General features: G+C 68.5%; 17 protein-coding genes. 3 read left to right on the top strand and 14 right to left on the bottom strand.

Features of this window, described 5'->3' with window-relative positions:
• Positions 1–29 precede the first annotated feature (29 nt).
• From AT699_RS02940 to AT699_RS02875, 14 genes are all read right to left on the bottom strand, one after another.
• A complete protein-coding gene (locus tag AT699_RS02940; RefSeq protein WP_006388559.1) occupies positions 30–1,199 on the bottom strand; it encodes an acyl-CoA dehydrogenase family protein in 1,170 nt (389 codons plus the stop codon).
• Positions 1,200–1,201: 2 nt separating this feature from the next.
• Positions 1,202–2,059 (bottom strand): enoyl-CoA hydratase family protein, encoded by an 858-nt coding sequence (locus tag AT699_RS02935; protein WP_020925306.1) that lies wholly within the window; start codon positions 2,057–2,059, stop codon positions 1,202–1,204.
• Between the two features lie 38 nt (positions 2,060–2,097).
• A complete protein-coding gene (locus AT699_RS02930; protein WP_054498573.1) occupies positions 2,098–2,889 on the bottom strand; it encodes an SDR family NAD(P)-dependent oxidoreductase in 792 nt (263 codons plus the stop codon).
• Entirely contained in the window at positions 2,886–5,237 is a 2,352-nt protein-coding gene (locus tag AT699_RS02925; RefSeq protein WP_024067652.1) for a bifunctional salicylyl-CoA 5-hydroxylase/oxidoreductase, read from the bottom strand. The genes AT699_RS02930 and AT699_RS02925 overlap by 4 nt, the downstream gene beginning before the upstream one ends.
• A gap of 1,170 nt (positions 5,238–6,407) precedes the next feature.
• Complete coding sequence (locus AT699_RS02920; protein ID WP_024067651.1) at positions 6,408–8,984, bottom strand: sensor domain-containing protein; 2,577 nt, start codon at positions 8,982–8,984, stop codon at positions 6,408–6,410.
• A 39-nt stretch (positions 8,985–9,023) separates the two neighbouring features.
• Positions 9,024–9,821 carry a biofilm regulation diguanylate cyclase SiaD gene (gene siaD / locus AT699_RS02915; RefSeq protein WP_006388554.1) on the bottom strand — a complete coding sequence of 266 codons (798 nt, stop codon included), beginning with the start codon at positions 9,819–9,821 and terminating at the stop codon, positions 9,024–9,026.
• Complete coding sequence (siaC, locus tag AT699_RS02910) at positions 9,818–10,195, bottom strand: biofilm regulation phosphoprotein SiaC (protein ID WP_006388553.1); 378 nt, start codon at positions 10,193–10,195, stop codon at positions 9,818–9,820. Before siaC ends, siaD begins: the two co-directional genes overlap by 4 nt.
• Positions 10,196–10,233: 38 nt before the next feature.
• On the bottom strand, positions 10,234–10,773 hold the full coding sequence (gene siaB / locus AT699_RS02905) for a biofilm regulation protein kinase SiaB (RefSeq protein WP_006388552.1): 540 nt from the start codon (positions 10,771–10,773) through the stop codon (positions 10,234–10,236).
• Between the two features lie 23 nt (positions 10,774–10,796).
• Complete coding sequence (siaA, locus tag AT699_RS02900; protein WP_024067650.1) at positions 10,797–12,791, bottom strand: biofilm regulation protein phosphatase SiaA; 1,995 nt, start codon at positions 12,789–12,791, stop codon at positions 10,797–10,799.
• Between the two features lie 217 nt (positions 12,792–13,008).
• Positions 13,009–13,713 (bottom strand): ABC transporter ATP-binding protein, encoded by a 705-nt coding sequence (locus tag AT699_RS02895; protein ID WP_006388550.1) that lies wholly within the window; start codon positions 13,711–13,713, stop codon positions 13,009–13,011.
• Entirely contained in the window at positions 13,713–14,513 is an 801-nt protein-coding gene (locus tag AT699_RS02890) for an ABC transporter ATP-binding protein (RefSeq protein ID WP_024067649.1), read from the bottom strand. Before AT699_RS02890 ends, AT699_RS02895 begins: the two co-directional genes overlap by 1 nt.
• Positions 14,510–15,481: a branched-chain amino acid ABC transporter permease gene (locus tag AT699_RS02885; RefSeq protein WP_024067648.1), complete on the bottom strand. Its 972-nt coding sequence runs from the start codon at positions 15,479–15,481 to the stop codon at positions 14,510–14,512. Before AT699_RS02885 ends, AT699_RS02890 begins: the two co-directional genes overlap by 4 nt.
• Positions 15,481–16,401 carry a branched-chain amino acid ABC transporter permease gene (locus AT699_RS02880; protein ID WP_024067647.1) on the bottom strand — a complete coding sequence of 307 codons (921 nt, stop codon included), beginning with the start codon at positions 16,399–16,401 and terminating at the stop codon, positions 15,481–15,483. The genes AT699_RS02885 and AT699_RS02880 overlap by 1 nt, the downstream gene beginning before the upstream one ends.
• A 152-nt stretch (positions 16,402–16,553) precedes the next feature.
• The gene (locus AT699_RS02875) at positions 16,554–17,717 is read right to left on the bottom strand and encodes an ABC transporter substrate-binding protein (RefSeq protein WP_006388546.1); all 1,164 of its coding nucleotides are present in this window, start codon (positions 17,715–17,717) and stop codon (positions 16,554–16,556) included.
• A gap of 260 nt (positions 17,718–17,977) precedes the next feature.
• On the opposite strand from AT699_RS02875, the gene AT699_RS02870 reads away from it, so the two are divergent.
• From AT699_RS02870 to argJ, 3 genes are all read left to right on the top strand, one after another.
• Positions 17,978–18,472, top strand: coding sequence for a MarR family winged helix-turn-helix transcriptional regulator (locus AT699_RS02870; protein WP_006388545.1), 495 nt, complete (start codon positions 17,978–17,980; stop codon positions 18,470–18,472).
• Positions 18,473–18,582: 110 nt separating this feature from the next.
• The gene (locus AT699_RS02865; protein ID WP_049054038.1) at positions 18,583–19,623 is read left to right on the top strand and encodes a hypothetical protein; all 1,041 of its coding nucleotides are present in this window, start codon (positions 18,583–18,585) and stop codon (positions 19,621–19,623) included.
• Between the two features lie 121 nt (positions 19,624–19,744).
• On the top strand, positions 19,745–20,971 hold the full coding sequence (gene argJ, locus AT699_RS02860; protein ID WP_024067645.1) for a bifunctional glutamate N-acetyltransferase/amino-acid acetyltransferase ArgJ: 1,227 nt from the start codon (positions 19,745–19,747) through the stop codon (positions 20,969–20,971).
• The last annotated feature ends 237 nt before the right edge of the window (positions 20,972–21,208 follow it).

The raw sequence follows: 21,208 nt of genomic DNA, 5'->3' as shown, positions 1-21,208 counted from the left end.
CTGCCGAAAGCGGAAACTCGATGGTTTCTTCAGGCCTTCAGCAGTTCCCGGGCGATGATCAACTTCTGCACTTCGGTGGCGCCTTCGTAGATACGCAGCGCTCTGATTTCCCTGTAAAGCTTCTCCACCGGCATCCCCGACACCACGCCCGCGCCGCCGAACATCTGCAGCGCGCGGTCGATCACGCTCTGCGCCGATTCGGTGGCCGTCATCTTGGCCATGGCCGCTTCGCGCGTGGTGCGTTGTTTCTGCACGTCGCGCATCCACGCGGCGCGATACGTCAGCAGCGCCGAGGCGTCGATGGCCGTGGCCATGTCGCCCAGCGCCGCCTGCGTCAGTTGCAGGTCGGCCAGGGTCTGGCCGAACATGCGGCGCGACCTGGCGCGCGCCAGGCCTTCGTCCAGCGCGCGGCGCGCAAAGCCCAGCGCGGCGGCCGCCACCGAGGCGCGGAAGATGTCCAGCGTCATCATCGCCAGCTTGAAGCCCTGCCCCGCCTCGCCCAGCCGCTGCGACACCGGGATGCGGCAGTTGTCGAAGGTGATGGTGGCCAGCGGGTGCGGCGCGATCAGCTCGATGCGCTCCGAGATCTCGAAGCCCGGGGTGTCGGCATCCACCACGAAGGCGCTGATGCCGCGCGCGCCCGGCGCCTCGCCGGTGCGGGCGAACACGCAATAGAAGTCGGCGATGCCGCCGTTGGAAATCCAGGTCTTGGCGCCGTTGAGCACGTAGTGATCGCCCTCCAGCCGGGCCTCGCAGGCCAGCGCGGCCACGTCCGAGCCGGCATCCGGTTCGGACAGCGCGAAGGCGGCGATGGCCTCGCCGCGGGCCACGCGCGGCAGGTAGCGCTGGCGCAGCGCGTCCGAACCCATCAGCGAGATCGCGCCGCTGCCCAGGCCTTGCATGGCGAAGGCGAAGTCGGCCAGGCCCTCGTGGCGCGCGAAGGTCTCGCGCAGGATGCAGACCGAACGCGAATCGACCTCGGGCAGCGCGCCGCCCCAGGCGCCGCCGGGGCCGCCGGCGACCGCGTAGCGCAGCCAGCCGGCCTGGCCCATGGCCTTGACCAGCTTGCGGCAGGCGGCGTCGGCGTCGTGGTGGTCGACGTCTCCCAGGGCGCTTTCGCACCAGCCGTCGACCTCATGCGCCAGCTTGCGGTGGGCGTCGTCGAAAAAGGGCCAGTCCAGCCAGCTTGCGTCGCGCATCATCAGTTCCCCTCGAAGACCGGCTTCTGTTTGGCCACGAAGGCCTCGTAGGCGCGATGGAAATCGCGCGTCTGCATGCAGATGGCCTGGGCCTCGGCTTCGGCCTCGATGGCCTCGTCCACGCCCATGTTCCATTCCTGGTGCAGCAGTTTCTTGGTCACGCCGTGGGCGAAGGTGGGGCCCGCGGCCAGTTGCGCGGCCAGCTTGGCGGCGGCCTCCATCAGCGCGTCGGACTCGTGCAGGGCGTTGAAGAAGCCCCAGCTGGCGCCTTCCTCGGCCGTCATGGCGCGGCCGGTGTACAGCAGTTCGGAGGCGCGGCCCTGGCCGATCATGCGCGGCAGCAGCGTGCAGGCGCCCATATCGGCGCCCGCCAGGCCCACCCGGGTGAACAGGAAGGCGGTGCGCGCGGCCGGCGTGCCCAGGCGCATGTCGGAGGCCAGCGCCACCATCGCGCCAGCGCCGGCGCAGACGCCGTCCACCGCCGCCACGATCGGCTGCGGGCAGGCGCGCATGGCCTTGACCAGGTCGCCCGTCATGCGGGTGAAGTCCAGCAGCTCGGGCATGCTCATCTTGGTCAGCGGCCCGATGATTTCATGCACGTCGCCGCCGGAGCAGAAGTTGCCGCCGGCGCCCGTCACCACCACTACCTTGATGTCGGTCGCGTACACCAGCGCGCGGAACAGGTCGCGCAGCTCGGCATAGGAATCGAAGGTCAGCGGGTTCTTGCGCTCGGGCCGGTTGAGCGTGATGGTGGCGACCTTGCCGTCGGCCGACACCTGCCACAGGAACGTCCGGGCCTGGTAGCCGGCCAGCGGGCGCTTGTGGTGCTTCATGGTGTGCTCTTCGGGCTGCGTGCTCATGGTGTCTCCGTTCTGGAATCTTAGGGGTGGGCGGGGGCTCAGCCGGTCATCACTTCGCCGCCGTCGACGGCGATGGCCTGGCCGTTGATGGACGACGAGGCCGGCAGCGCCAGCCAGGCGACCGTCTCGGCCACTTCCTCGGGCTGCACCAGGCGGCCCTGCGGATTGCGCTCGGCCAGCTTGGCGCGGGCGGCGTCCGGCGTCATGCCGGTCTTCTCGACGATATTGGCGACCGCGCCGCGCACGATGTCGGTCTCGGTATAGCCGGGGCAGACGGCGTTGACGGTGACGCCCTTCTGCGCCGTCTCCAGCGCCAGCGAGCGGGTCAGGCCGATCACGCCGTGCTTGGCCGCGCAGTAGGCGCTGACGTAGGCGTAGCCGATCAGGCCGGCGGTGCTGGCCACGTTGATGACGCGGCCCCACTTGGCGGCCAGCATGCCGGGCAAGGCCGCCTGGATGCAGTGGAAGGTGCCGGTCAGGTTGACCGCCAGCATCGACTGCCACAGCGCCGCGTCGGTGCGGTCGAAGCGCTGGCTGACGGCCTGGCCGGCGTTATTGACCAGCACCAGCACCGGACCCAGTTCGGCCTCGGCCTGGACAAAGGCCTGGCGCACCGAGGCCTCGTCGGCGATGTCGGCGCTGACCGCCTGCACCTGGCCCAGGCTGGCCAGGCTGTCGACGGCCGCCTCCAGCGCGCCGCCGTCGCGGCCCAGCAGCGTGACGCGGGCGCCGCGCGCCAGCAGCGCGCGGGCGCTGGCCAGGCCGATGCCGCGGGCGCCGCCCGTCACCAGCGCGTGGCGTCCGGCCAAGGGAAGGGAGGACGTGCTCATTTGATGTCCAGTTGCGCCATGGCGGCGGCGCGTTCGAAATTGGTTTCCAGCTGGCGCTTGCCGGCGAAGTACTGGCTCGGCCAGCTCACGTCACGATAGCCCACGCGGGCCGATTCGCGCAGCGTCCAGGAGGCGTCGGCCAGATGGGGACGCGCCAGCGCGCAGAGGTCGGCGCGGCCCGAGGCGATGATGCCGTTGGCGTGGTCGGCCTCGAAGATGGCGCCCACCGCGATGGTGGGGATGCCGGCCTCGTTGCGCACGCGGTCGGCGAACGGCGTCTGGAACATGCGGCCGTAGACCGGCTTTTCTTCCTTGCTGACCTGGCCCGACGAGCAGTCGATCATGTCGGCGCCGGCGGCCTTGAAGTGGCGCGCGATCTCGACGGCGTCATCGGGCGTGATGCCGCCCTCGACCCAGTCGCTGGCCGAGATCCGCACCGACATCGGCTTGTCCTCGGGCCACACGGCGCGCACCGCGCGGAACACTTCCAGCGGGAAGCGCAGGCGGTTTTCCAGGCTGCCGCCGTATTCGTCGTCGCGCCGGTTGGTCAGCGGCGAGATGAAGCTGGACAGCAGGTAGCCGTGGGCGCAGTGCAGTTCGAGCCAGTCGAAACCGGCGGCCTGGGCGCGGCGCGCGGCGGCCACGAAGTTGTCGCGCACGTCGTCCATGTCGGCGCGCGTCATGGCGCGCGGCGTCTGCGACACGCCTTCGATGTACGGCAGGGCCGAGGCCGACAGCAGCGGCCAGTTGCCTTCGGCCAGCGGATGGTCGATCTTCTGCCAGCCCAGCTGGGTCGAGCCCTTGCGGCCGGCATGGCCCAGCTGCACGCCGATGCGGGCGTCGCTGTTGCCGTGGACGAAGCCGACGATGCGGGCAAAGGCCTGCTGCTGCTCGTCGTTCCACAGGCCCGGGCATCCCGGGGTGATGCGGCCATCGGGCGAGACGCAGGTCATTTCCACCATCACCAGCCCGGCGCCGCCCATGGCGCGGGCGCCCAGGTGCACCAGGTGGAAGTCGCCCGGCACGCCGTCGGTGCAGGAATACATGGCCATCGGCGACACCAGGATGCGGTTCTTGAGCTTGACGCCGCGCGCCTGGTACGGCGTCAGCATGGGCAGCGGCGGCCGCTGGCCGGCCGGCGCCTGAGCGCCGGCATGCTCGGCGATCCAGCGCTCGAAGCCTTCCAGCCAGGCCGGATCGCGCAGCCGCAGGTTCTCGTGCGAGATGCGCTGCGAACGGGTCAACAGCGAATAGGCGAATTGTTCGGGTTCGAGTTCGGCGTAGCGCGCCACGTTCTCGAACCACTCGGTGGAGTTGCGGGCGGCATTCTGGATCTTCAGCACTTCGACGCTGCGCACTTCCTCGTAATGCTTCAGGCCGCGCTCGACGCTGCCTTCGGCGCCGCTCAGGCAGCGCGCCAGTTCGATGGCGTCTTCCAGCGCCAGCTTGGTGCCCGAGCCGATGGAGAAGTGCGCGGTATGCGCCGCGTCGCCCATCAGCACCACGGGCACGGCGCGCTTGCCGCGGCTGGTTTCCAGCTGGTTCCAATGGACCCAGGTGTTGCAGATGACGCGCGGGAAGCGGATCCAGATGGCCGAGCCGCGCAGATGCGAGGCGTTGCTGACCAGGGGATTGCCGTCCAGCCAGGGCGCAAACAGTTTTTCGCAGTAGGCGATGCCTTCTTCCTGGCTCATCTGCTCGATGCCGGCGGCCTGCCAGGTTTCCTCGGGCGTTTCGACGATGAAGGTCGACATGCCGTCTTCGTAGCGGTAGGCATGCGCCTGGAACCAGCCGTGTTCGGTCTGCACGAAGGCGAAGGTGAAGGCATCGAACACCTTCTTGGTGCCGAGCCAGACGAAGCGGCAGCGGCGCTGGTCGATATCGGGATGGAAGGTGTCGGTGTAGCGGGTGCGGACCTGGCTGTTGATGCCGTCGGAGGCGATGACGAGGTCGGCGTCGTATTCGCGGGCGATGGCCTGGTCGTCCTGGACGAAGTTCTCGAATACCAGTTTGACGCCAACGTCTTCGCAACGCGCCTGCAGGATGTTGAGCAGCTTCTTGCGGCCGATGCCGATGAAGCCATGGCCGCCGCTGCGGATACTGCGGCCTTTGAAATGGATGTCGATGTCGTCCCAGTGGTTGAAGGCGTCACCGATGGTCTGGGCCGAAACCGGATCGGCTTCGCGCAGGTTCTGCATGGTGGCATCCGAGAACACCACGCCCCAGCCAAAGGTGTCATAGGGCCGGTTGCGCTCGATCACGGTGACTTCGTTGGCCGGGTCTTGCAGCTTCATGAGCAGACCGAAATACAGGCCGGCGGGACCACCACCAATGCATACGATTTTCATTGCCGTAACGCTCCAAGAAGTGCGGCCCGGAAGCTTGGGGCGGGTCGCTGCTATTTTTAGGCCTTGATAGTTTAGGCTTGAAATATATACCTGGAATGGGAGGATCGCAAATGGGGGAAACGTGGGGGGGATTTTGGGGACGGGTTTGGGGTGCTGGGGGGATTGGCAGTGGGGGTGCAGTGGAGGTTTGGGGCGTCGTTTGATCTTCGTAGGTCGCCCCTCGGGCGGGCGGACCCGGTGGCGGGCGCCCACGATTGCGGTCCGGAGCGTTCGCTCCGGACTTGCCTAGGCGGCCCCCCCTTCGTCATCCTCGTTGCCGCCTGCCGGCGGCTGCCTACGGATTCCCTCGGGCGCATCGAGGTTGCCCGCCACCGGGTCCGCCCGCCCGAGGGGCTACGTGCGTCTAGGCTTGTCGCGCTGCTAGACCTGTGTGCGGGGAATGGAATCTGCGGGGCTGCCCATCGCGGCCGCGCGGGCGGCCACGATGGGCGTCTGTGCATTTGAACGTGTTGCGGGTGCGCTGCGCGCTGGCGGCGAGCGGTTTTTTTAATGATTCCGCACGTCAGGGGGAGGGGCGGTGGTGGTCGGCGCGGCATAAGACATGTTGCGCGTGACGACCTCTCGCGCCGACCAAAAACAGGCGTGGTGCGGGCGGTGTTTCATTGGCGCATGATTGCGATGTGCCCACGCAGCCAGGCTGCTCGTGCTGACTCGGCGGCATGTTACGCATGACGCGCCCTCCCGCCGACCACAAGCCGTCGGGATGCCAACAGACTATCAATAGCAAACGGTTCCGCCGTCCCCACACGCGAGAGCGCCATCACCCCGACGCAAGACGCCGCGTAAGCCGCAAAAGGCCGCCCGCGCGGCCGGCTTGCGGCGGGCCCCGCAAGACCCTCTCCCCGCCCCGTGACGGTCACCAGCATGCCAAGCACACCGCCCGCCCCAACGCCCGGGGCTAAGTCTCATCGCGAGCGCGTGGCGGGGTCGGTGGGGGATGGCGGGGCGTGTAGATGCGCCCGGCGGAAACCGTAGGGAGCCGAAGGCGGACGAGGTTGAGCCCGGGGAAGTCCGGAGCGAACGCTCCGGACCGCAATCGTAGCCCCGCCATCCCCCACCGACCCCGACACGCGCGCCTTAAGAACCCCCCCGCGAAAAAAAGCAAACCGCTCACCCCCTAGCCCGCAGCCACTCCTCAAGATCCCCCGCCGGCAACGGCGGCGAAAACAGAAACCCCTGCCCCGCCGCGCACCCCTGCTCGATCAGGAAGCGCCGCTGCTCCTCATTCTCGATCCCCTCTGCCACCACCGGCAGGCTGAGGCTCTCCCCGATCCGGATCACCGCGCTCGTCAGCGCCCGGGCCGCGTCATCGCTCTCCAGCCCCTGGACGAAACTGCGGTCCAGCTTCAGTTCGTCCACGATCAAGCGCCGCAAATGCCCCAGGCTGGAATAGCCCGTGCCGAAATCGTCCATCGACAGGCGCACCCCCAGGCGGTGCAGCTCCGCGATCGTGCGCAGCGTGCCCGCCGTGGCGTCGAGCACCACGCCCTCGGTGATCTCCAGCATCAGGTCCGACGCCGCCAGCCCGAACTCGGCCAGCGTCGCCGCGATCATCCGCGGCAGGTTCAGGTTGTGGAAATTGGTCGCCGACAGGTTCACCGACACCGATGGCACCCGCAGCCCGTTGTTGCGCCAGATCGACAGCTGCGAGCAGGCCTCGCGCACCGCCCAGTCGCCCAGGTCGCCGATCAGCCCGCACTCCTCGGCCAGCGGCACGAACCGGGCCGGCGAGATATCGCCCAGCGTCGGATGGCGCCATCGGGCCAGCGCCTCCACGCCATACAGGCTGCCATTCTTCAGCCCCACCTGCGGCTGGTAGTGCAGCCGCAACGCGCGGCCCTCCAGCGCATCGCGCAACGCCGCTTCCAGTGCCAGGCGTTCCTGGGCCTGCCGGTTCATCTCGGCGCTGAAGAACGAAATGCGGTTGCGCCCGGCTGTCTTGGCCTGGTACATCGCCATGTCGGCGTGGCGCAGCAGCGTGTCCATGTCGCGGCCGTTCTCCGGGAACACGCTGATGCCGATGCTCACCGACGGGTTGAGCGTGACGCCGCCCGCCACGAAGGGATGCGACAGCGACACCAGGATGTGCTCGGCCGCGGCCGTCAGGCGGCCATGCTCGAAATCGGGCATCAGCATCACGAACTCGTCGCCCGACAGGCGGCCGACAATATCCGTGGCGCGCGCCAGGCGGCGCAGGCGCTGGGCGATGTCGCGCAGCAGCGCGTCGCCGATGGGATGGCCGAGCGTGTCGTTGACCTGCTTGAAGCGGTCCAGGTCCAGGAACAGCACCGCCACGCGCTTGCGCTCGGGCTCGGCGCGGGCGATGGCCTGTTCGGCCTGGGCCAGCAGCAGGTTGCGGTTCGGCAGGCCGGTCAGTTCGTCGTAGAACGCCAGCTGGCGGATGCGGGCGCGGGCCTCTTCGCGCTCCAGCGCCAGCGCGCACAGGTACACGCATACGTCGACCAGGCGATGATGGAAATCGTCCGGCAGGCGGCGTTCGCGGAAGTAGAAGCCGAACGTGCCGATCACGCGACCGTCGCTCGACTTGATCGGCGAGGACCAGCAGGCCTTGATGTCCTCCGGCAGCGGCAAGTGGCGGTAGTTGTCCCACAGCGGGTCGGTGGCGATGTCGGGCACGATCACCGGGCGCCCCAGGAAGGCCGACGTGCCGCAGGCGCCCGCCTGCGGCCCGATGGCCTCGCCGTCCAGGGCGTCGGCGTAGGCGGGCGGCATGCTGGGCGCGGCCAGCGGGCGCAGCTTGCCGGCCTCGTCGACCCGCAGCACCGTGGCCGCGACCTCGGGCGCCAGGCGCTCGACCTCGCGACAGACCATGTTCATCACTTCCACCACCGAGGCCTCGTTGACCATGGCCTGCAGCACCCGCCGTTGCAGCACCTCGTGCACCTTGGTGGGCGTGATGTCGGTCAACACGTCGACGATGTTGACCAGCGATCCGCGTTCGTCGAACACGGAATTGGCCATGACCGACACCCATAGCGGCTTGCCGCCCCGGTCATACACCAGCACGTCCTTGTGATAGCCGTCGCGGCAGGCGATGCGGCGGTCCAGTTCCTCGCGCGTGCCGCCGTCGGGCCGGCCGCCGGCCAGCAGTTCGCCCAGCTCCTGCTCCAGCGCGTCGGCGCGCGAGAAGCCCAGCATGCGCTGGAAGCCGTCGTTGACGTAGACAATGCGGCCATCGCGGCCCGACACGGCCACGGCGTTGCCGGTTTCGTTGATGCCCAGCAGCAGCAGGCGGATTTCCTCCTGGCGCTCGGCGTCGGCGATGGACTTGCGCGAGATGACCGCGATGCGGCGGACCTCGCCGCTTTCGTCGCGCATCGGCAGATAAGTGGCCTCGATCCACACCGAGGTCCCGCTGCGCTTGCGATAGCGGCAGGTGCCCGAGAAGAACTCGCCACGACGCAGCCGCGCCCAGATCTGCTCGGCGCTGGCGATGCCCTTGCCTTCGTCCATGCTGTCGCACAGCAGGTCGTGGCGCAATCCGGCCACATCGGCGCGGGAATAGTCGAGCGCGGCCAGGAAGTTGTCGTTCGCGTTCAGGAGGGAGCCGGCGGCATCGAAGTCGAACAGCAGCAGTGCCCGGTCCATCGTCGCCAGATAGTTGCCCACCTGCCACGCGGCGCCCTGCGGGGCCACGCTCGAACCGCCTGGATGAGAATCAAGCATAAGGGGCTCCATACCGGAAGACAGCGGCTCCGGGTTCATTCAGCGCCGGGGGAATCCAAGTGCGACGCGGTCGCGTCCGTCCTGCTTGGCCAGGTACAAGGCCTGGTCCGCCCGGCTGAGCGTTTCTGAAAAGGTTTCTCCGAGCTGGTGATAGGCCATGCCGATGCTGACCGTCAGGCGCAGCACGTCGGCGCCGACATCGATGGCCAGGGCGCGCACCGCGCCGACCAGCCGGTCCATCACGCCCTGCGCCGTTTCCGGCGGCGTGGCCGGCAGCAGCACCAGGAATTCCTCGCCGCCCCAACGGCCGCACAGGTCGTATTCACGCACGCTGTGGCGCATCGCGCCGGCCAGCTCGACCAGGGCGCGGTCGCCGACTTCGTGGCCGTAGCGGTCGTTGACCGCCTTGAAGTGGTCGACGTCGAGCATGGCGACCACGAAAGCCTGGCCGCCGCGGGCCGCGCGCTGCACTTCCTGCTTGATCAGCTCCATCAGGGCGCGGCGGTTCAGCAATCCGGTCAGCGGATCGCGGCGCGACGTTTCTTCCAGCGTCGCGTTCAGGTCGCGCATCATGTTCTGGTAGTGGTCGGAGATGCGCGCAATCCGCGCCAGTCGCCGCAGCTGGCGGTCGAACTGCTCGCACAGCCCCATTTCGCGCTGGTGCGCCATGGACTGGTAGGCGTCCGACAGGTGCGTGATGCGTTCGATCCGCGACATCTGCTCGGCGGTGTGGCGCCACAGGTCCTGCAAGGCCTCGCGCAACGGATGCCCGGCGTAGGCAGGATCCGCCAGCAAGGCGGCGATGCGTTCGTCCAGCTCGGCGTTGCCGGGCTTCATTGGCGGCCGACGACCGAGAATGGGAAGGTGCAGTCTTCCTTGAATTCCTCGGCCAGCTCGCCGACGCGCTCGTTGCGCATGTCGTAGAACCAGGTCACGCTGACGCCGCGGCCCTTGGCGTGGGCGGCTTCCAGCAGGTCGAAGATGTCCATCACGGACTTGATGCTGCTGGTGTTCAGGTACAGCAGCTCCAGTTCCAGGTTGAGCGGCGCCGTGCCGTTGAGCAGGTAGGCTTCCACCCACTCGATGACGGGGCCGAACAGTTCGAAGGAATTCTCCGGGTAGGAGTCGCCGCGCATCGCCAGCACGCCGGCGGCGGCGTCGGCGGTGATGGCGGGCGTGGACTGGGTCCCGGGAATGTTCAGGTCTTTCATCAATAACTCCGAAAAGGGTCTATGGCTCGCGGGCGCGGTCAGATCACGACGCTCAGGCTGAAGAAGGCCCGGCCCTCGCCCGCCGCGGGCGTCAGGCTGGCTTCCAGCGGCGCGCCGGCGCGGCGGGCGATATCGATCAGGCCCAGCCCCGCGCCCGAGGCCACGCCGGGCGTGCGCGGCTTGTGCAGCTGGGCCTTGTATTCGGCCTTCAGGGCGGCCTTGTCCAGCGCGGCCAGCTGCTGGATGCGGGCCACCAGGTTGTGGCCGTCCTCGGCCTTGACCAGGTTGCCGGCGGAGACCACGTAGCGGCTCTCGTCGCGGCGGCCGATGACCACGGTGGCGGCGGCGTCGGCGTCGCCGTTCTGCGCGGCGTACTGGCGGATGTTCTGGATCATCTCGATATACACCGAGAACACGTCCATGGCTTCGGCCGGCCGCGCATGCTCGGCGTTCAGGTAGTTCTTCAGCGCATTGCCGATTTCCTCGATCAGGCTGCGGGAGATCGGCCCGTTGAAGCACAACAGCGTGCGATTCTGGTCGAACCGCTCGCCCAATGCGTAGAGATCGGAGGCATTCATGGGAGTTACCGCCCTGATAACGATTATTCGAAACGGAAAGACAGCAAGGTAATGTCGTCGCGCTGCGGCATCTCGCCCTGGTACCGGGCCAGGGCCTCGGTAAAGGCCGCCGCCTGGTCGGTTAACGGCTGCCGCGCGTGTCTCTTGAGCATTTCGGCGAAACGCGTGTTGCCGAAACCGAAGCCATGCTCGCCGCCGGCCTGATCCAGGAAGCCGTCGGTCGCCAGGTAATAGGTCCAACCCGGCTCCATGCGCAATTCGATGTTCTGGTAAGTCCCGATCCGCTTGTCGCCCAGCGCGCGCTTGCCCCCGGGCACTTCGCGCAGGGTCTCGCCGTCGCTGGCGTACAGGCTGATCTTGGCGCCGGCATACCGCAAGCTGCCGGATTGGCGGTCAATATATACCAGCCCCGCGTCCGTGTTGGTGGCCAGCGCCCGCGGCAGCTGGGCGTCGGCCAGCATGGCGCGGATGGCGCTGTCGGTGCGCGTCAGGATGCCGGCCGGATCGGCCGGGCCGGCCTCGGTGATCGCCAGGTCGATGGCGGCGCGCGCCAGCATGGTCATCAGCGCGCCCGGCACGCCGTGGCCGGCGCAGTCCATGATGCCCAGCAGGCAGTTGGCGCCGTCCGAGCGGAACACGTAGAAATCGCCGCCGACCACGTCGCGCGGCTTCCACAGCACGAAGTGGTGGGCGCCCAGCGACTGCGTCAGCTGGCGGTCGGGCAGGATGGCGCGCTGGATCAGGCTGGCGTAGTCGATGGAATCGCCGATCTTCTTGTGCGCGGCGGCCATGGCGCGGTTGGCGTCCTCCAGCTCGGAGGTGCGCTCGCGCACCTTGCTCTCGAGCTCGGCGGTGTGCTGGCGCACCTTGTCGGCCATGACGCCGAAGGCGCGGCTCAGGTCGCCGATCTCGTCCTGTCCGCCCGGCGGCAGGCGCACGTCGTAGCTGCCGTTGGCGATGGCGCGGGCCGATTGCTGCAGGCGGCGCAGCGGCCGCAGCATCAGGCGCTCGATGGCATAGCCGAAGCACAGCAGCAGGGCCGCGAACAGCAGCACCAGGCCGATGGCGGCCGGCCACAGCCAATCGGTGTCCAGCACCCGGGCCGCGCCCAGGTCGACCACCGTCAGCACGTGCCAGTGCAGCTCGGGCATGTAGGCCACCGACACCAGCTGGCGCACGCCGTCGATCGAGACCCAGGCCGACTGCACCGATTGCGGGTCGGCCTGGGCCGCATGCAATGCCGAGCGCAGTTCGTCGCGGCCGCTGCCGGGGTCGAGCAGGTTGAACACCATGCCGCGGCCGCTGGCCCCTTGCGTGCCGCTGGCGCCCGAGTTGTAGGCGATCAGCGTCGGATCCATGTGCGCCTGGATCGCGCCATCCTCGTCGACGATGATGGGCGTCACGCCGGGCTGGCCGCTGTTGACGAAGTCGCGCAGGAAGCCGCCCACGTCCAGGCCGGCGCCGGTCAGGCCGATGACCTTGTCGCCGTCGCGCACCTGCACGTTGATCCAGACCCGCGTGGTCTTGAGCTTGAGGTCCGGATTGACGTTGATGTTGTAGCGCGCGCCCGCCTTGAGCGAGTTGTAGAACCAGCCGTCGTCGGCCGCCTGGCGGCTGAGCGTGTAGCGCGGCGCTTCCGACAGCGGCTGGTCGTCGTTGAAGTAGTAATGGCCGGTGGCGGCGCTGGCGATGAAATAGGCGCGGCCCAGCAGGTCGCGGCGGTAGCCGTCGGCCTCGCGGAAGAACAGTTCGCGCGCGGCCGGGTCGCTTTCATTGCGCAGCCAGCGGCGCGTGACCTCGCTGTCGGCCAGCCGCTGCGACAGCGCCAGCTCGCGCGACACCGGCGCCAGGATGCGCTGGCGGTTCAGCTGCGTGAAGTTGTCGGCGAAGGCGCGGCCGAAGTGATCGCGCACGCCGTCCAGCACCTGCCAGCCGATCAGCGCGGCCGGCGCCAGCGCGACCAGGCAGGCCAGCAACAGCGCCATCAATGATTTTTTGCGCAAACCCCATTTCGCCATGCGAAGTCTTCCCTGACAGCTTGTTAAGACGTGACGCATCCACGCGGTACGCACGGCGCGCTAAGTGTAGAGAACCACGGGATGAATGGAAACAGGCGTAAACACGCGGATTTGCCAAAGGTCAGCCTATTTCCGGCCGATCCGGACGAACCTCGCGTTTATTGCGTTTTATATCGAAAGAAACACCGCGGCCCGCGCCGCATTTGCGGCTTTCGCGCTACACGCCCAGGTAGCGTTCCCACAGGCCGCGGTCGGCATCGAGCGCCGCGGAGTCGCCCGTCCAGACCACCTTGCCGCGTTCCAGGATGACGTGGCGGTCGGCCAGGCTCAACAGGCGCTCGACGTACTTGTCGATCACCAGGATGGTCTGGCCGGCCTGGCGCAGGCGCGCCAGGCAGTTCCAGATCTCTTCGCGGATCTTGGGCGCCAGGCCCTCGGTGGCCTCGTCCAGGATCAGAAGGCGCGGGTTGGTGACCAGCGCGCGGCCGATGGCCAGCATCTGCTGCTCGCCGCCCGAGAGCTGGTTGCCCATGTTGCGGGCGCGCTCGCCCAGTCGCGGGAACAGTTCGAACACGCGCTCGGGCGTCCACGGCTCGCCGATGGCGGGATTGCGCGCGGCCACGAAGGCCGTCAGGTGCTCGCGCACCGTCAGGTTGGGAAAGCACTGGCGCCCCTCGGGCACGATGGCCATGCCGGTGCGGGCGATGCGGTCCGGGCTCCAGCCGCTGATGTCCTGGTCGGCGAAATGGATCCTGCCGCCGCGCAGCGGCAGCTGGCCGAACAGGGTGCGCAGCAGCGTGGTCTTGCCCATGCCGTTGCGGCCCAGCAGCGTCACCACCTGGCCCGCGCCGATCTGCAGGTCCACGCCGAAGAGCACCTGGCTGGCGCCGTAGCCGCTCTGGGCCGATTCAATGCTGAGCATCAGGCAGTCTCCTGGCGCGCGGGCGCCGTCTCGTCGTCACCCAGATAGGCCTGGCGCACGTCCGGGTTGGCGCGGATCTCGTCCGGCGTGCCGGTGGCGATCACGCGGCCGTAGACCAGCACCGAGATGCGGTCGGCCAGCCGGAACACCGCCTGCATGTCGTGCTCAACCAGCAGCATGGCGGCGCGGCCGCGCAGGGATTCGATCAGGTCGGTCAGGCGCAGGGTCTCGTCGGGCCCCATGCCGGCCATGGGTTCGTCCAGCAGCAGCACGCGCGGCCGCGCGGCCAGGGCCAGCGCGAACTCGACCTTGCGCTGTTCGCCATGCGGCAGGGTGCCGGCGGCGCGACCCAGCAGGCTGGCGTCGATGGCGCATTCGCGCGCCAGTTCGCGGGCCTGCTCGTACAGGGCCGACTCGGCGGCGCGCGGCTTCCAGAAGCGGAAACTGCTGCCGGCATGGGCCTGCGCCGCCAGCACCAGGTTGTCGAGCACGCTGGACTGCTTGAAGATGTTGGTGATCTGGTACGAGCGCGACAGGCCCGCCGCCACGCGCTGGTGCGCGTTCATGGCGGTGACGTCGCGGCCGTCCACGGCCAGCGAACCGGAATCGGCCGCCAGCGTGCCGGACAGCAGGTGGATCAGGGTCGACTTGCCGGCGCCGTTGGGGCCGATCAGGGCGTGGATCTCGCCCGGGTTCAACGAAATCGAGACGTTGTCGGTGGCCACCAGCGCGCCGAAGCGGCGCACCAGGTTGCTGGCCTGCAGGGCGGGCGCCTGCGTGGGGGTATGCGTCCGGTTCATGATCCCGCCTTGCCGGTTTGCGTGGCGGCGCGGCCGCCGAACAGCGGGCCGAGCAGGCCCACCAGGCCGCGCGGCGCGCCGAACACCACGCACAGCAGCAGCACGCCCAGGGGCAGGTGCCAGTATTCGGTCCACTGGCGCAGCACTTCCTCCAGCACCAGCATCACCACCGCGCCGGCCACGCCGCCGTAGCGCAGGCCGATGCCGCCCACCAGCACCATGATCAGCAGATTGGCCGACTGGGTCCAGTGCATCAGGCTGGGCGAGATGAACAGGTTGTGGTTTGCCAGCAGCGCGCCGGCCAGCCCGGCCACCGCGCCGCTGAGCGTGAAGGCCGTGAGCTTGATGCGGTAGACCGGATAGCCCATGGATTCCATGCGCGACTCGTTTTCACGGATGCCCTGCAGCGCGGTGCCGAAGCGCGACAGCGTCACCCGCCCGAACAGCCACATCATCACGGCGAAGATCACCAGCACCAGGTAGTAGAACGCCACGTCGTTGGCCAGGTCGATGCCCGGCAGCGACGAGTAGCCCGGCAGGTTCAGGCCGTCCTCGCCGCCGTACTGGCGCAGCGAGATGAAGATGTAGAACAGCATCTGCGCGAACGCCAGCGTGATCATGATGAAGTACACGCCACGGGTGCGCAGCGAGATCGCGCCGGTGATGAAGGCCAGCAGCGCCGCCAGCAGCATCGCCACCGGCCACGACACCAGCGCCGAGCTCACGCCCGACATCGCCAGGATGCCGACCGCATAGGCGCCGGCGCCGAAGAAGGCCGCGTGGCCCAGCGCCACCATGCCGCCGTAGCCCAGGATCAGGTTCAGGCTGGTGGCGGCCAGCGCGTAGATCAGCACGCGCCGCACGAAGGAGATATAGAAATCCAGGCCAAGCGCCGGCGCCACCAGCGGGAACAGCGCCAGCGCGGCCAGCAGGGCCAGGGTCCAGAGGATCGAAGAGGTCCGCATCATCAGCCTCGCGCCGGAAACAGGCCGGAAGGCCGGAACACCAGGACCGCCGCCATCAGCACGTAGATGGCGATGGCCGCCAGCGTCGGGCCGACGCTGGAAGCGACCGCGGGCGAGAACACCTGGCGCAGCAGCATCGGCAGGAAAGCGCGCCCGGCGGTGTCGACCATGCCCACCAGCAGCGCGCCGACGAAGGCACCGCGGATCGAGCCGATGCCGCCGATGACGATGCACACCAGCACCAGGATCAGGATTTCCTCGCCCATGCCGACCTGCACCGAGGTGATCGGGCCCAGCAGCGCGCCGGCCACGGCCGCCAGCATGGCGCCCAGCACGAACACGCCCAGGAACAGCAGCGGCACGCGCACGCCCATCAGGGTGGCCATCTGGCGGTTCGAGGCGCCGGCACGCACCAGCACGCCGGCGCGGGTGCGCGTCACGAACCAGTACAGCCCGACGGCCGAGGCCACGCCGAAGACGATGATCATCAGGCGGTAGGCCGGATACAGCAGGTCGGGCAGCAGGCGCACCGGCCCGGACAGCAGTGCCGGCATGTTCAGCATGACCGGGGTCGGGCCCCAGATCATCTTGACCAGGTCATTGGCGATGAGGATGACGGCGTAGGTGCCCAGCACCTGCGCCAGGTGGTCACGCAGCGCCAGGCGGCGGATCAGCGTCAGTTCCAGCGCCACCCCGACCAGGCCGGTGGCGACGGCGGCCACCAGCACGGCGGCGGTGAAGGACCCCGTGCGCTGCATGGTTTCGGCGGCGACATAGGCGCCTGCCATATAGAGCGAGCCGTGCGCCAGATTCATGATGTCCATGATGCCGAACACCAGGGTCAGCCCGGCCGCGATCAGAAACAACATCAACCCAAACTGCAGACCGTTCAGCAATTGCTCGACGATGAGCGTGAACGTCATGAAAAATCCCCTCTGCTGTAGACCCGCCCCCGCAGCGCTGCGCGCTTGCCCCTCAAGGGGCGTCGCGACGGACCGGTGAAGCCGGATCCGCGCGACCCCGCAGGGTCGGGCTACATCGTGTAGCCGCGACGCTTTACGCGTCCCGCCGCCTTTTATAGTTTGCAGTCGCCGACGTAGACGTCCTGGTACTTGTCGAACACCTTGCCGACCAGCTTGTTGGTGATGCGGCCGCTGGCGTCCTTGTCGACCACGCGCAGGTAGTAGGCCTGGATCGGGTAGTGGTTCTTGCCGTAGGTGTAGCTGCCGCGCACCGAGGGGTAGTCGGCCTTGGCCAGCGCCTTGACGATGGCGTCGCGGTCGGAGGCCTTGCCGCCGGCCTGCTTGACGGCGGCGTCCATGGCCATGATGACGTCATACGCCTGGGCGGCGTACACCGACGGGTAGCGGCCGTTGTATTCCTTGCGGAAGGCCTCGACGAACGCCTTGTTCTGCGGCACGTCCAGGTCATGCGCCCACTGCGCCGTGTTGTACATGCCCAGCATCGGCTCGCCCACGGCCTGGATCACGTCCTCGTCGGCCGAGAAGCCCGGGCCGATCAGCTTGACGCTCTGCGACAGGCCGGCCGACACGAACTGCTTGACGAAGTTGATGCCCATGCCGCCCGGCAGGAAGATGTAGACCGCGTCCGGCTTGGCGGCGCGGATCTGGGCGATTTCGGCGGCGTAGTCGATCTGGCCCAGCTTGGTGTAGACCTCGTCGCCCGGGGCGGTCTTGTAGCCGCGCTTGAAGCCGGCCAGCGCGTCCTTGCCGGCCGGGTAGTCCGGGGCCATGATGAACATCTTCTTGAAGCCGCGGTCGGCCGCGACCTTGCCGGCCGCTTCGTGGAAGGCGTCGTTCTGGTAGGACGAACCGAACCAGTAGTTGTTGCACTGGGCGCCGGCGAACTGGCTGGGGCCCGGGTTGTTGGACAGGTACGGCACCTTGGCGGCGAACAGCGCGGGGCCGACGGCCAGCGCCACGTTCGAGCCGATCGGGCCGGTGAAGAAATCGACCTTGTCGCGCTGGATGTAGCGCGTGACCAATTGGCGCGCCTGGTCCGGGTTGCCGCCCATGTCGGTCTGCAGGAATTCGGCGGGCTGGCCGCCCAGCTTGCTGCCCAGTTGCTTGATGGCCAGGTTGAAGCCGTCGCGGGCTTCGGCGCCCAGGGCCGAGAACGGGCCGGAAATGTCATTCGCGATGCCGACCTTGACCGGATCGGCATGCGCCAGTGCCGGAACCAACGCGGCGGCGGCAACGAGGGAAGTGATGAAACGCATGGTGGTGTGCTCCGTGCGCGAGCCGCGCAGAGGGTGTTTTTCTGGGATTGCGATTCGAAGGACTTCTATGCCCGGCCTGCCGGCCCGTTCAGGCGGCGCGTCAGACCGGCGCCCGCAGCAGCCGATCCCGTGGTACGGCAAGGGGAGAACTGGCGTGGTTCATAGTTTAGGTTTAAAGTATCCGGCAAAACAAGTCTAGGGTTTTTACCAGTGACTCACGAATACAGACCTCTCCACGCATTCCCGGTAACCTCCCGACCATGACAGACGCCCCCGACCTGGAATCCCGCGCCGCCCCCGACGATCACCACGCGCTGCGCCTGTGGCTGCGCATGCTGACCTGCGCCAATCTCATCGAAGGCGAGATCCGCAGCCGGCTGCGCAACGAATTCGACACCACCCTGCCCCGTTTCGACCTGATGGCGCAATTGCAGCGCGCCCCCAAGGGCATGAAGATGGGCGAATTGTCGCGCCACATGATGGTCACCAACGGCAATATTACCGGTATCACCGACCAACTCGAAAAAGAAGGCCTGGTGGTGCGCACCAAGGTCGAGTCCGATCGCCGCAGTTCGCTCATCAAGCTGACGCCGCAGGGCAGGAAGAGCTTCGCCAGGATGGCCCGGGCGCACGAGTCGTGGGTCAAGTCCATGTTCGGCGAACTGCCCGAAGGCAGCCGCAACGCGCTGTTCCAGGCGCTTGGCGAACTGAAGCTGCAGGTCATCGCCACCCGCTCGGCCAACGCCAAGGACTGAGCGGGTCCGAGCCGCGCCCGGCGCCGCCCGCCGACCGACGGCGCACCAGCGTCGCCCGGACGCGGCGCCAGCCTCAAAAAACGGCAACGCTTTGGCGCATAATTGCCGCCATGATTCCGGTATCTCTCCCTGGCGGTAATTATTACGTGCTGATGGCGGTCTCGCTGGCCTGCCTGTCCACGCTGCTGACCTGGCTGGCCGTCCTGGCCACCAGCCGCGGCGCCCGCCTCTGGCTGGGCGACCATCGCCGCGGCGGCACGATCCTGATGGCGCTGCTGGCCCTGGTCGGCGGCATCTTTCCCTACCAGCAACTGGGCCAGTGGCTGGCCGCCCAGCGCGACGCGCGCCTGGGCGCCAGCCTGAACCTGGTGCTGGCCCAGCCCACCCGGCTGGCCGGCGTCGACATGCCGACCGGCACGGCGCTGCGGCTGGCCACGCCCGGCGACCCGGCCTCGTTCGACCGCGCCACCTTCCCGGACGGCCAGCCGGCGACCGTGCAGGGCGTGCGCGCCACCCGCCTGTTCCATTACCCGGCCACCAGCCGCCAGCCCGAGAGCCTGTCCGTCGAGCTCGACCGCGACCAGGCCCTGGACGGCTGGCTCTGCGCCCACGGCCACCGGGTCGAATTCGTCATGCAAGGCGGCCAGCCGCGCTTTTCCAGCTGCCACCTGGCCATCGGCAACAGCTTGAACCAGCAGCCGGTTCCGCCCGGCGCCTGGCTCAAGGTCGACGAGGCGGCGCGCGGCAGCGCCCCCGATCCCGCCAGCCCCGCGCCCCGCTGGCTGCTGCGCGCCGAAGGCAGCGAACCGCTGACGGTGGCCGGCATGCCGCTATTGAAAGTCGACATGACGCTGGATGCCCAGCGCCGCCTGCTGGCGTTCGAGGGCCTGCTGGGCCGCGAAAGCGCGTTGGGCGGCATCACCTACCCCACCGGCACCCGCATGCTGACGGCCGGCCCGCGGGTGCCCGGCGTGCAGCCCGGCGACCTGCTGTTCTCGCCCTCGCGCGGGCGCTCGGCGCGCCAGGCCGACGGCAAGGAAATCGCGGCCGGCATGTCGGTGCTGCAGGCGCCGGACGGCCGCGTGCGCGCCATCCTGTCCAACCGCGAGGCCGGCGTGCTGGACGTGGCCGCCATGCGCACCGCCCCCTGACAGCCGGCTTTCGGGCGGCCGCGGCCGGCTGTCGCAAAGCAGTGGGATAATACGAAGCTTTCCCCCGCGCGCCGCCTTGCCCTGGCGGCGATTCCGTCCTGCTCATTCATGAGACGAAGTCATGGCCGTTAACCTGCAGATCCCCTCCGAGTCCGAAATTTTCCCTGTTGCCGGCGTTGAAATCGGCGTCACCGAGGCCGGCATCCGCAAAGCCAACCGACGCGACCTGACCGTATTCCGCCTGGCCGAAGGCAGCAGCGTGGCCGGCGTGTTCACCCGCAACCGCTTCTGCGCCGCCCCCGTGCAGGTCTGCCAGGCCCACCTGGCCGACGGCGGCCCGATCCGCGCGCTGGTCATCAACACCGGCAACGCCAACGCCGGCACCGGCGCCGAGGGCCTGAAGAAGGCCCAGGACACCTGCGCCGAACTCGGTCGCCTGCTGGGCGTGCCCGCCGCCCAGGTGCTGCCGTTCTCGACCGGCGTGATCCTGGAGCCGCTGCCGCTGGACCGCCTGTTCGCCGGCCTGCCGGGCGCCATCGCCAACCTGGGCGCCGACCATTGGTCCAGCGCCGCGCACGGCATCATGACCACCGACACGCTGCCCAAGATCTCGTCGCGCCGCGTCCAGATCGGCGGCAAGACCGTCACCTTCACCGGCATCAGCAAGGGCGCCGGCATGATCCGCCCCAACATGGCGACCATGCTGAGCTTCCTGGCCACCGACGCCGGCATCGCCCAGCCGCTCTTGCGCAAGCTGGCGGTCGAGATCGCCGACGCCTCGTTCAACCGCATCACCGTGGACGGCGACACCTCCACCAATGACTCGTTCATCATCGTCGCCACCGGCAAGTCGGGCGTCGAGGTCAATGCCGAATCCGACGCCGCCTACGCCGCCGTGCGCGAGGCCCTGACCGCCGCCGCGCTGGAACTGGCGCAGAAGATCGTGCGCGACGCCGAAGGCGCCACCAAGTTCATGACCATCCGCGTGGAAGAGGCCGGCAACACCGAGGAAGCCCTCAAGGTGGCCTACGCCGTGGCCCATTCGCCGCTGGTCAAGACCGCCTTCTTCGCCTCGGACCCCAACCTGGGCCGCATCCTGGCCGCCGTGGGCTATGCCGGCATCGACGACCTGGACGTGTCGAAGATCCGCCTGTGGCTCGACGACGTGCTGGTGGCCAAGGACGGCGGCCGCAACCCGGCCTACCAGGAGGCCGATGGCCAGCGCGTGATGAAGCAGGCCGAGATCACCGTGCGCATCGCGCTGGGCCGCGGCCAGGTCAGCGACACCGTCTACACCTGCGATTTCTCGCACGAGTACGTGTCGATCAACGCCGACTACCGTTCCTGATCAAGACCCGCCATCCGCCCGGCTGACCCCGGGCGCGAAGCGACGGCGTTCAGTTGCGCGCCGGGCCTCGCGGGATGGCGGCAGCAATGAAATCCAGTGGCTGCGCCTTACCCATCGCCGGTCACTGCCCCCGGGGAATCCGTGGCACCACCGCGGTCCCCGGCAGGTGACAACCGTTGAGCGGCGCGCGTCCCCACGACGCCTTGCGGCGGGATACGCGCCCTCTTCTTCCGACGA

It is taken from the genome of Achromobacter xylosoxidans, from assembly GCF_001457475.1.
Lineage (GTDB): Bacteria > Pseudomonadota > Gammaproteobacteria > Burkholderiales > Burkholderiaceae_B > Achromobacter > Achromobacter xylosoxidans.
Note: the sequence above shows the minus strand (reverse complement) of the source record. Positions and strands in the feature narration are given on the sequence as shown.

Bases quoted from the DNA above. Each gene is read 5' to 3' on its own strand.
- AT699_RS02920 (WP_024067651.1), bottom strand. From the start codon at position 8,984: ATGCTTGATTCTCATCCAGGCGGTTCGAGCGTGGCCCCGCAGGGCGCC.
- AT699_RS02930 (WP_054498573.1), bottom strand. From the start codon at position 2,889: ATGAGCACGTCCTCCCTTCCCTTGGCCGGACGCCACGCGCTGGTGACG.
- siaB (WP_006388552.1), bottom strand. From the start codon at position 10,773: ATGAATGCCTCCGATCTCTACGCATTGGGCGAGCGGTTCGACCAGAAT.
- AT699_RS02880 (WP_024067647.1), bottom strand. From the start codon at position 16,401: ATGACGTTCACGCTCATCGTCGAGCAATTGCTGAACGGTCTGCAGTTT.
- AT699_RS02890 (WP_024067649.1), bottom strand. From the start codon at position 14,513: ATGAACCGGACGCATACCCCCACGCAGGCGCCCGCCCTGCAGGCCAGC.
- siaC (WP_006388553.1), bottom strand. From the start codon at position 10,195: ATGAAAGACCTGAACATTCCCGGGACCCAGTCCACGCCCGCCATCACC.
- AT699_RS02885 (WP_024067648.1), bottom strand. From the start codon at position 15,481: ATGATGCGGACCTCTTCGATCCTCTGGACCCTGGCCCTGCTGGCCGCG.
- AT699_RS02895 (WP_006388550.1), bottom strand. From the start codon at position 13,713: ATGCTCAGCATTGAATCGGCCCAGAGCGGCTACGGCGCCAGCCAGGTG.
- AT699_RS02875 (WP_006388546.1), bottom strand. From the start codon at position 17,717: ATGCGTTTCATCACTTCCCTCGTTGCCGCCGCCGCGTTGGTTCCGGCA.
- AT699_RS02925 (WP_024067652.1), bottom strand. From the start codon at position 5,237: ATGAAAATCGTATGCATTGGTGGTGGTCCCGCCGGCCTGTATTTCGGT.
- AT699_RS02870 (WP_006388545.1), top strand. From the start codon at position 17,978: ATGACAGACGCCCCCGACCTGGAATCCCGCGCCGCCCCCGACGATCAC.
- siaA (WP_024067650.1), bottom strand. From the start codon at position 12,791: ATGGCGAAATGGGGTTTGCGCAAAAAATCATTGATGGCGCTGTTGCTG.
- siaD (WP_006388554.1), bottom strand. From the start codon at position 9,821: ATGAAGCCCGGCAACGCCGAGCTGGACGAACGCATCGCCGCCTTGCTG.
- AT699_RS02935 (WP_020925306.1), bottom strand. From the start codon at position 2,059: ATGAGCACGCAGCCCGAAGAGCACACCATGAAGCACCACAAGCGCCCG.
- AT699_RS02865 (WP_049054038.1), top strand. From the start codon at position 18,583: ATGATTCCGGTATCTCTCCCTGGCGGTAATTATTACGTGCTGATGGCG.
- AT699_RS02940 (WP_006388559.1), bottom strand. From the start codon at position 1,199: ATGCGCGACGCAAGCTGGCTGGACTGGCCCTTTTTCGACGACGCCCAC.
- argJ (WP_024067645.1), top strand. From the start codon at position 19,745: ATGGCCGTTAACCTGCAGATCCCCTCCGAGTCCGAAATTTTCCCTGTT.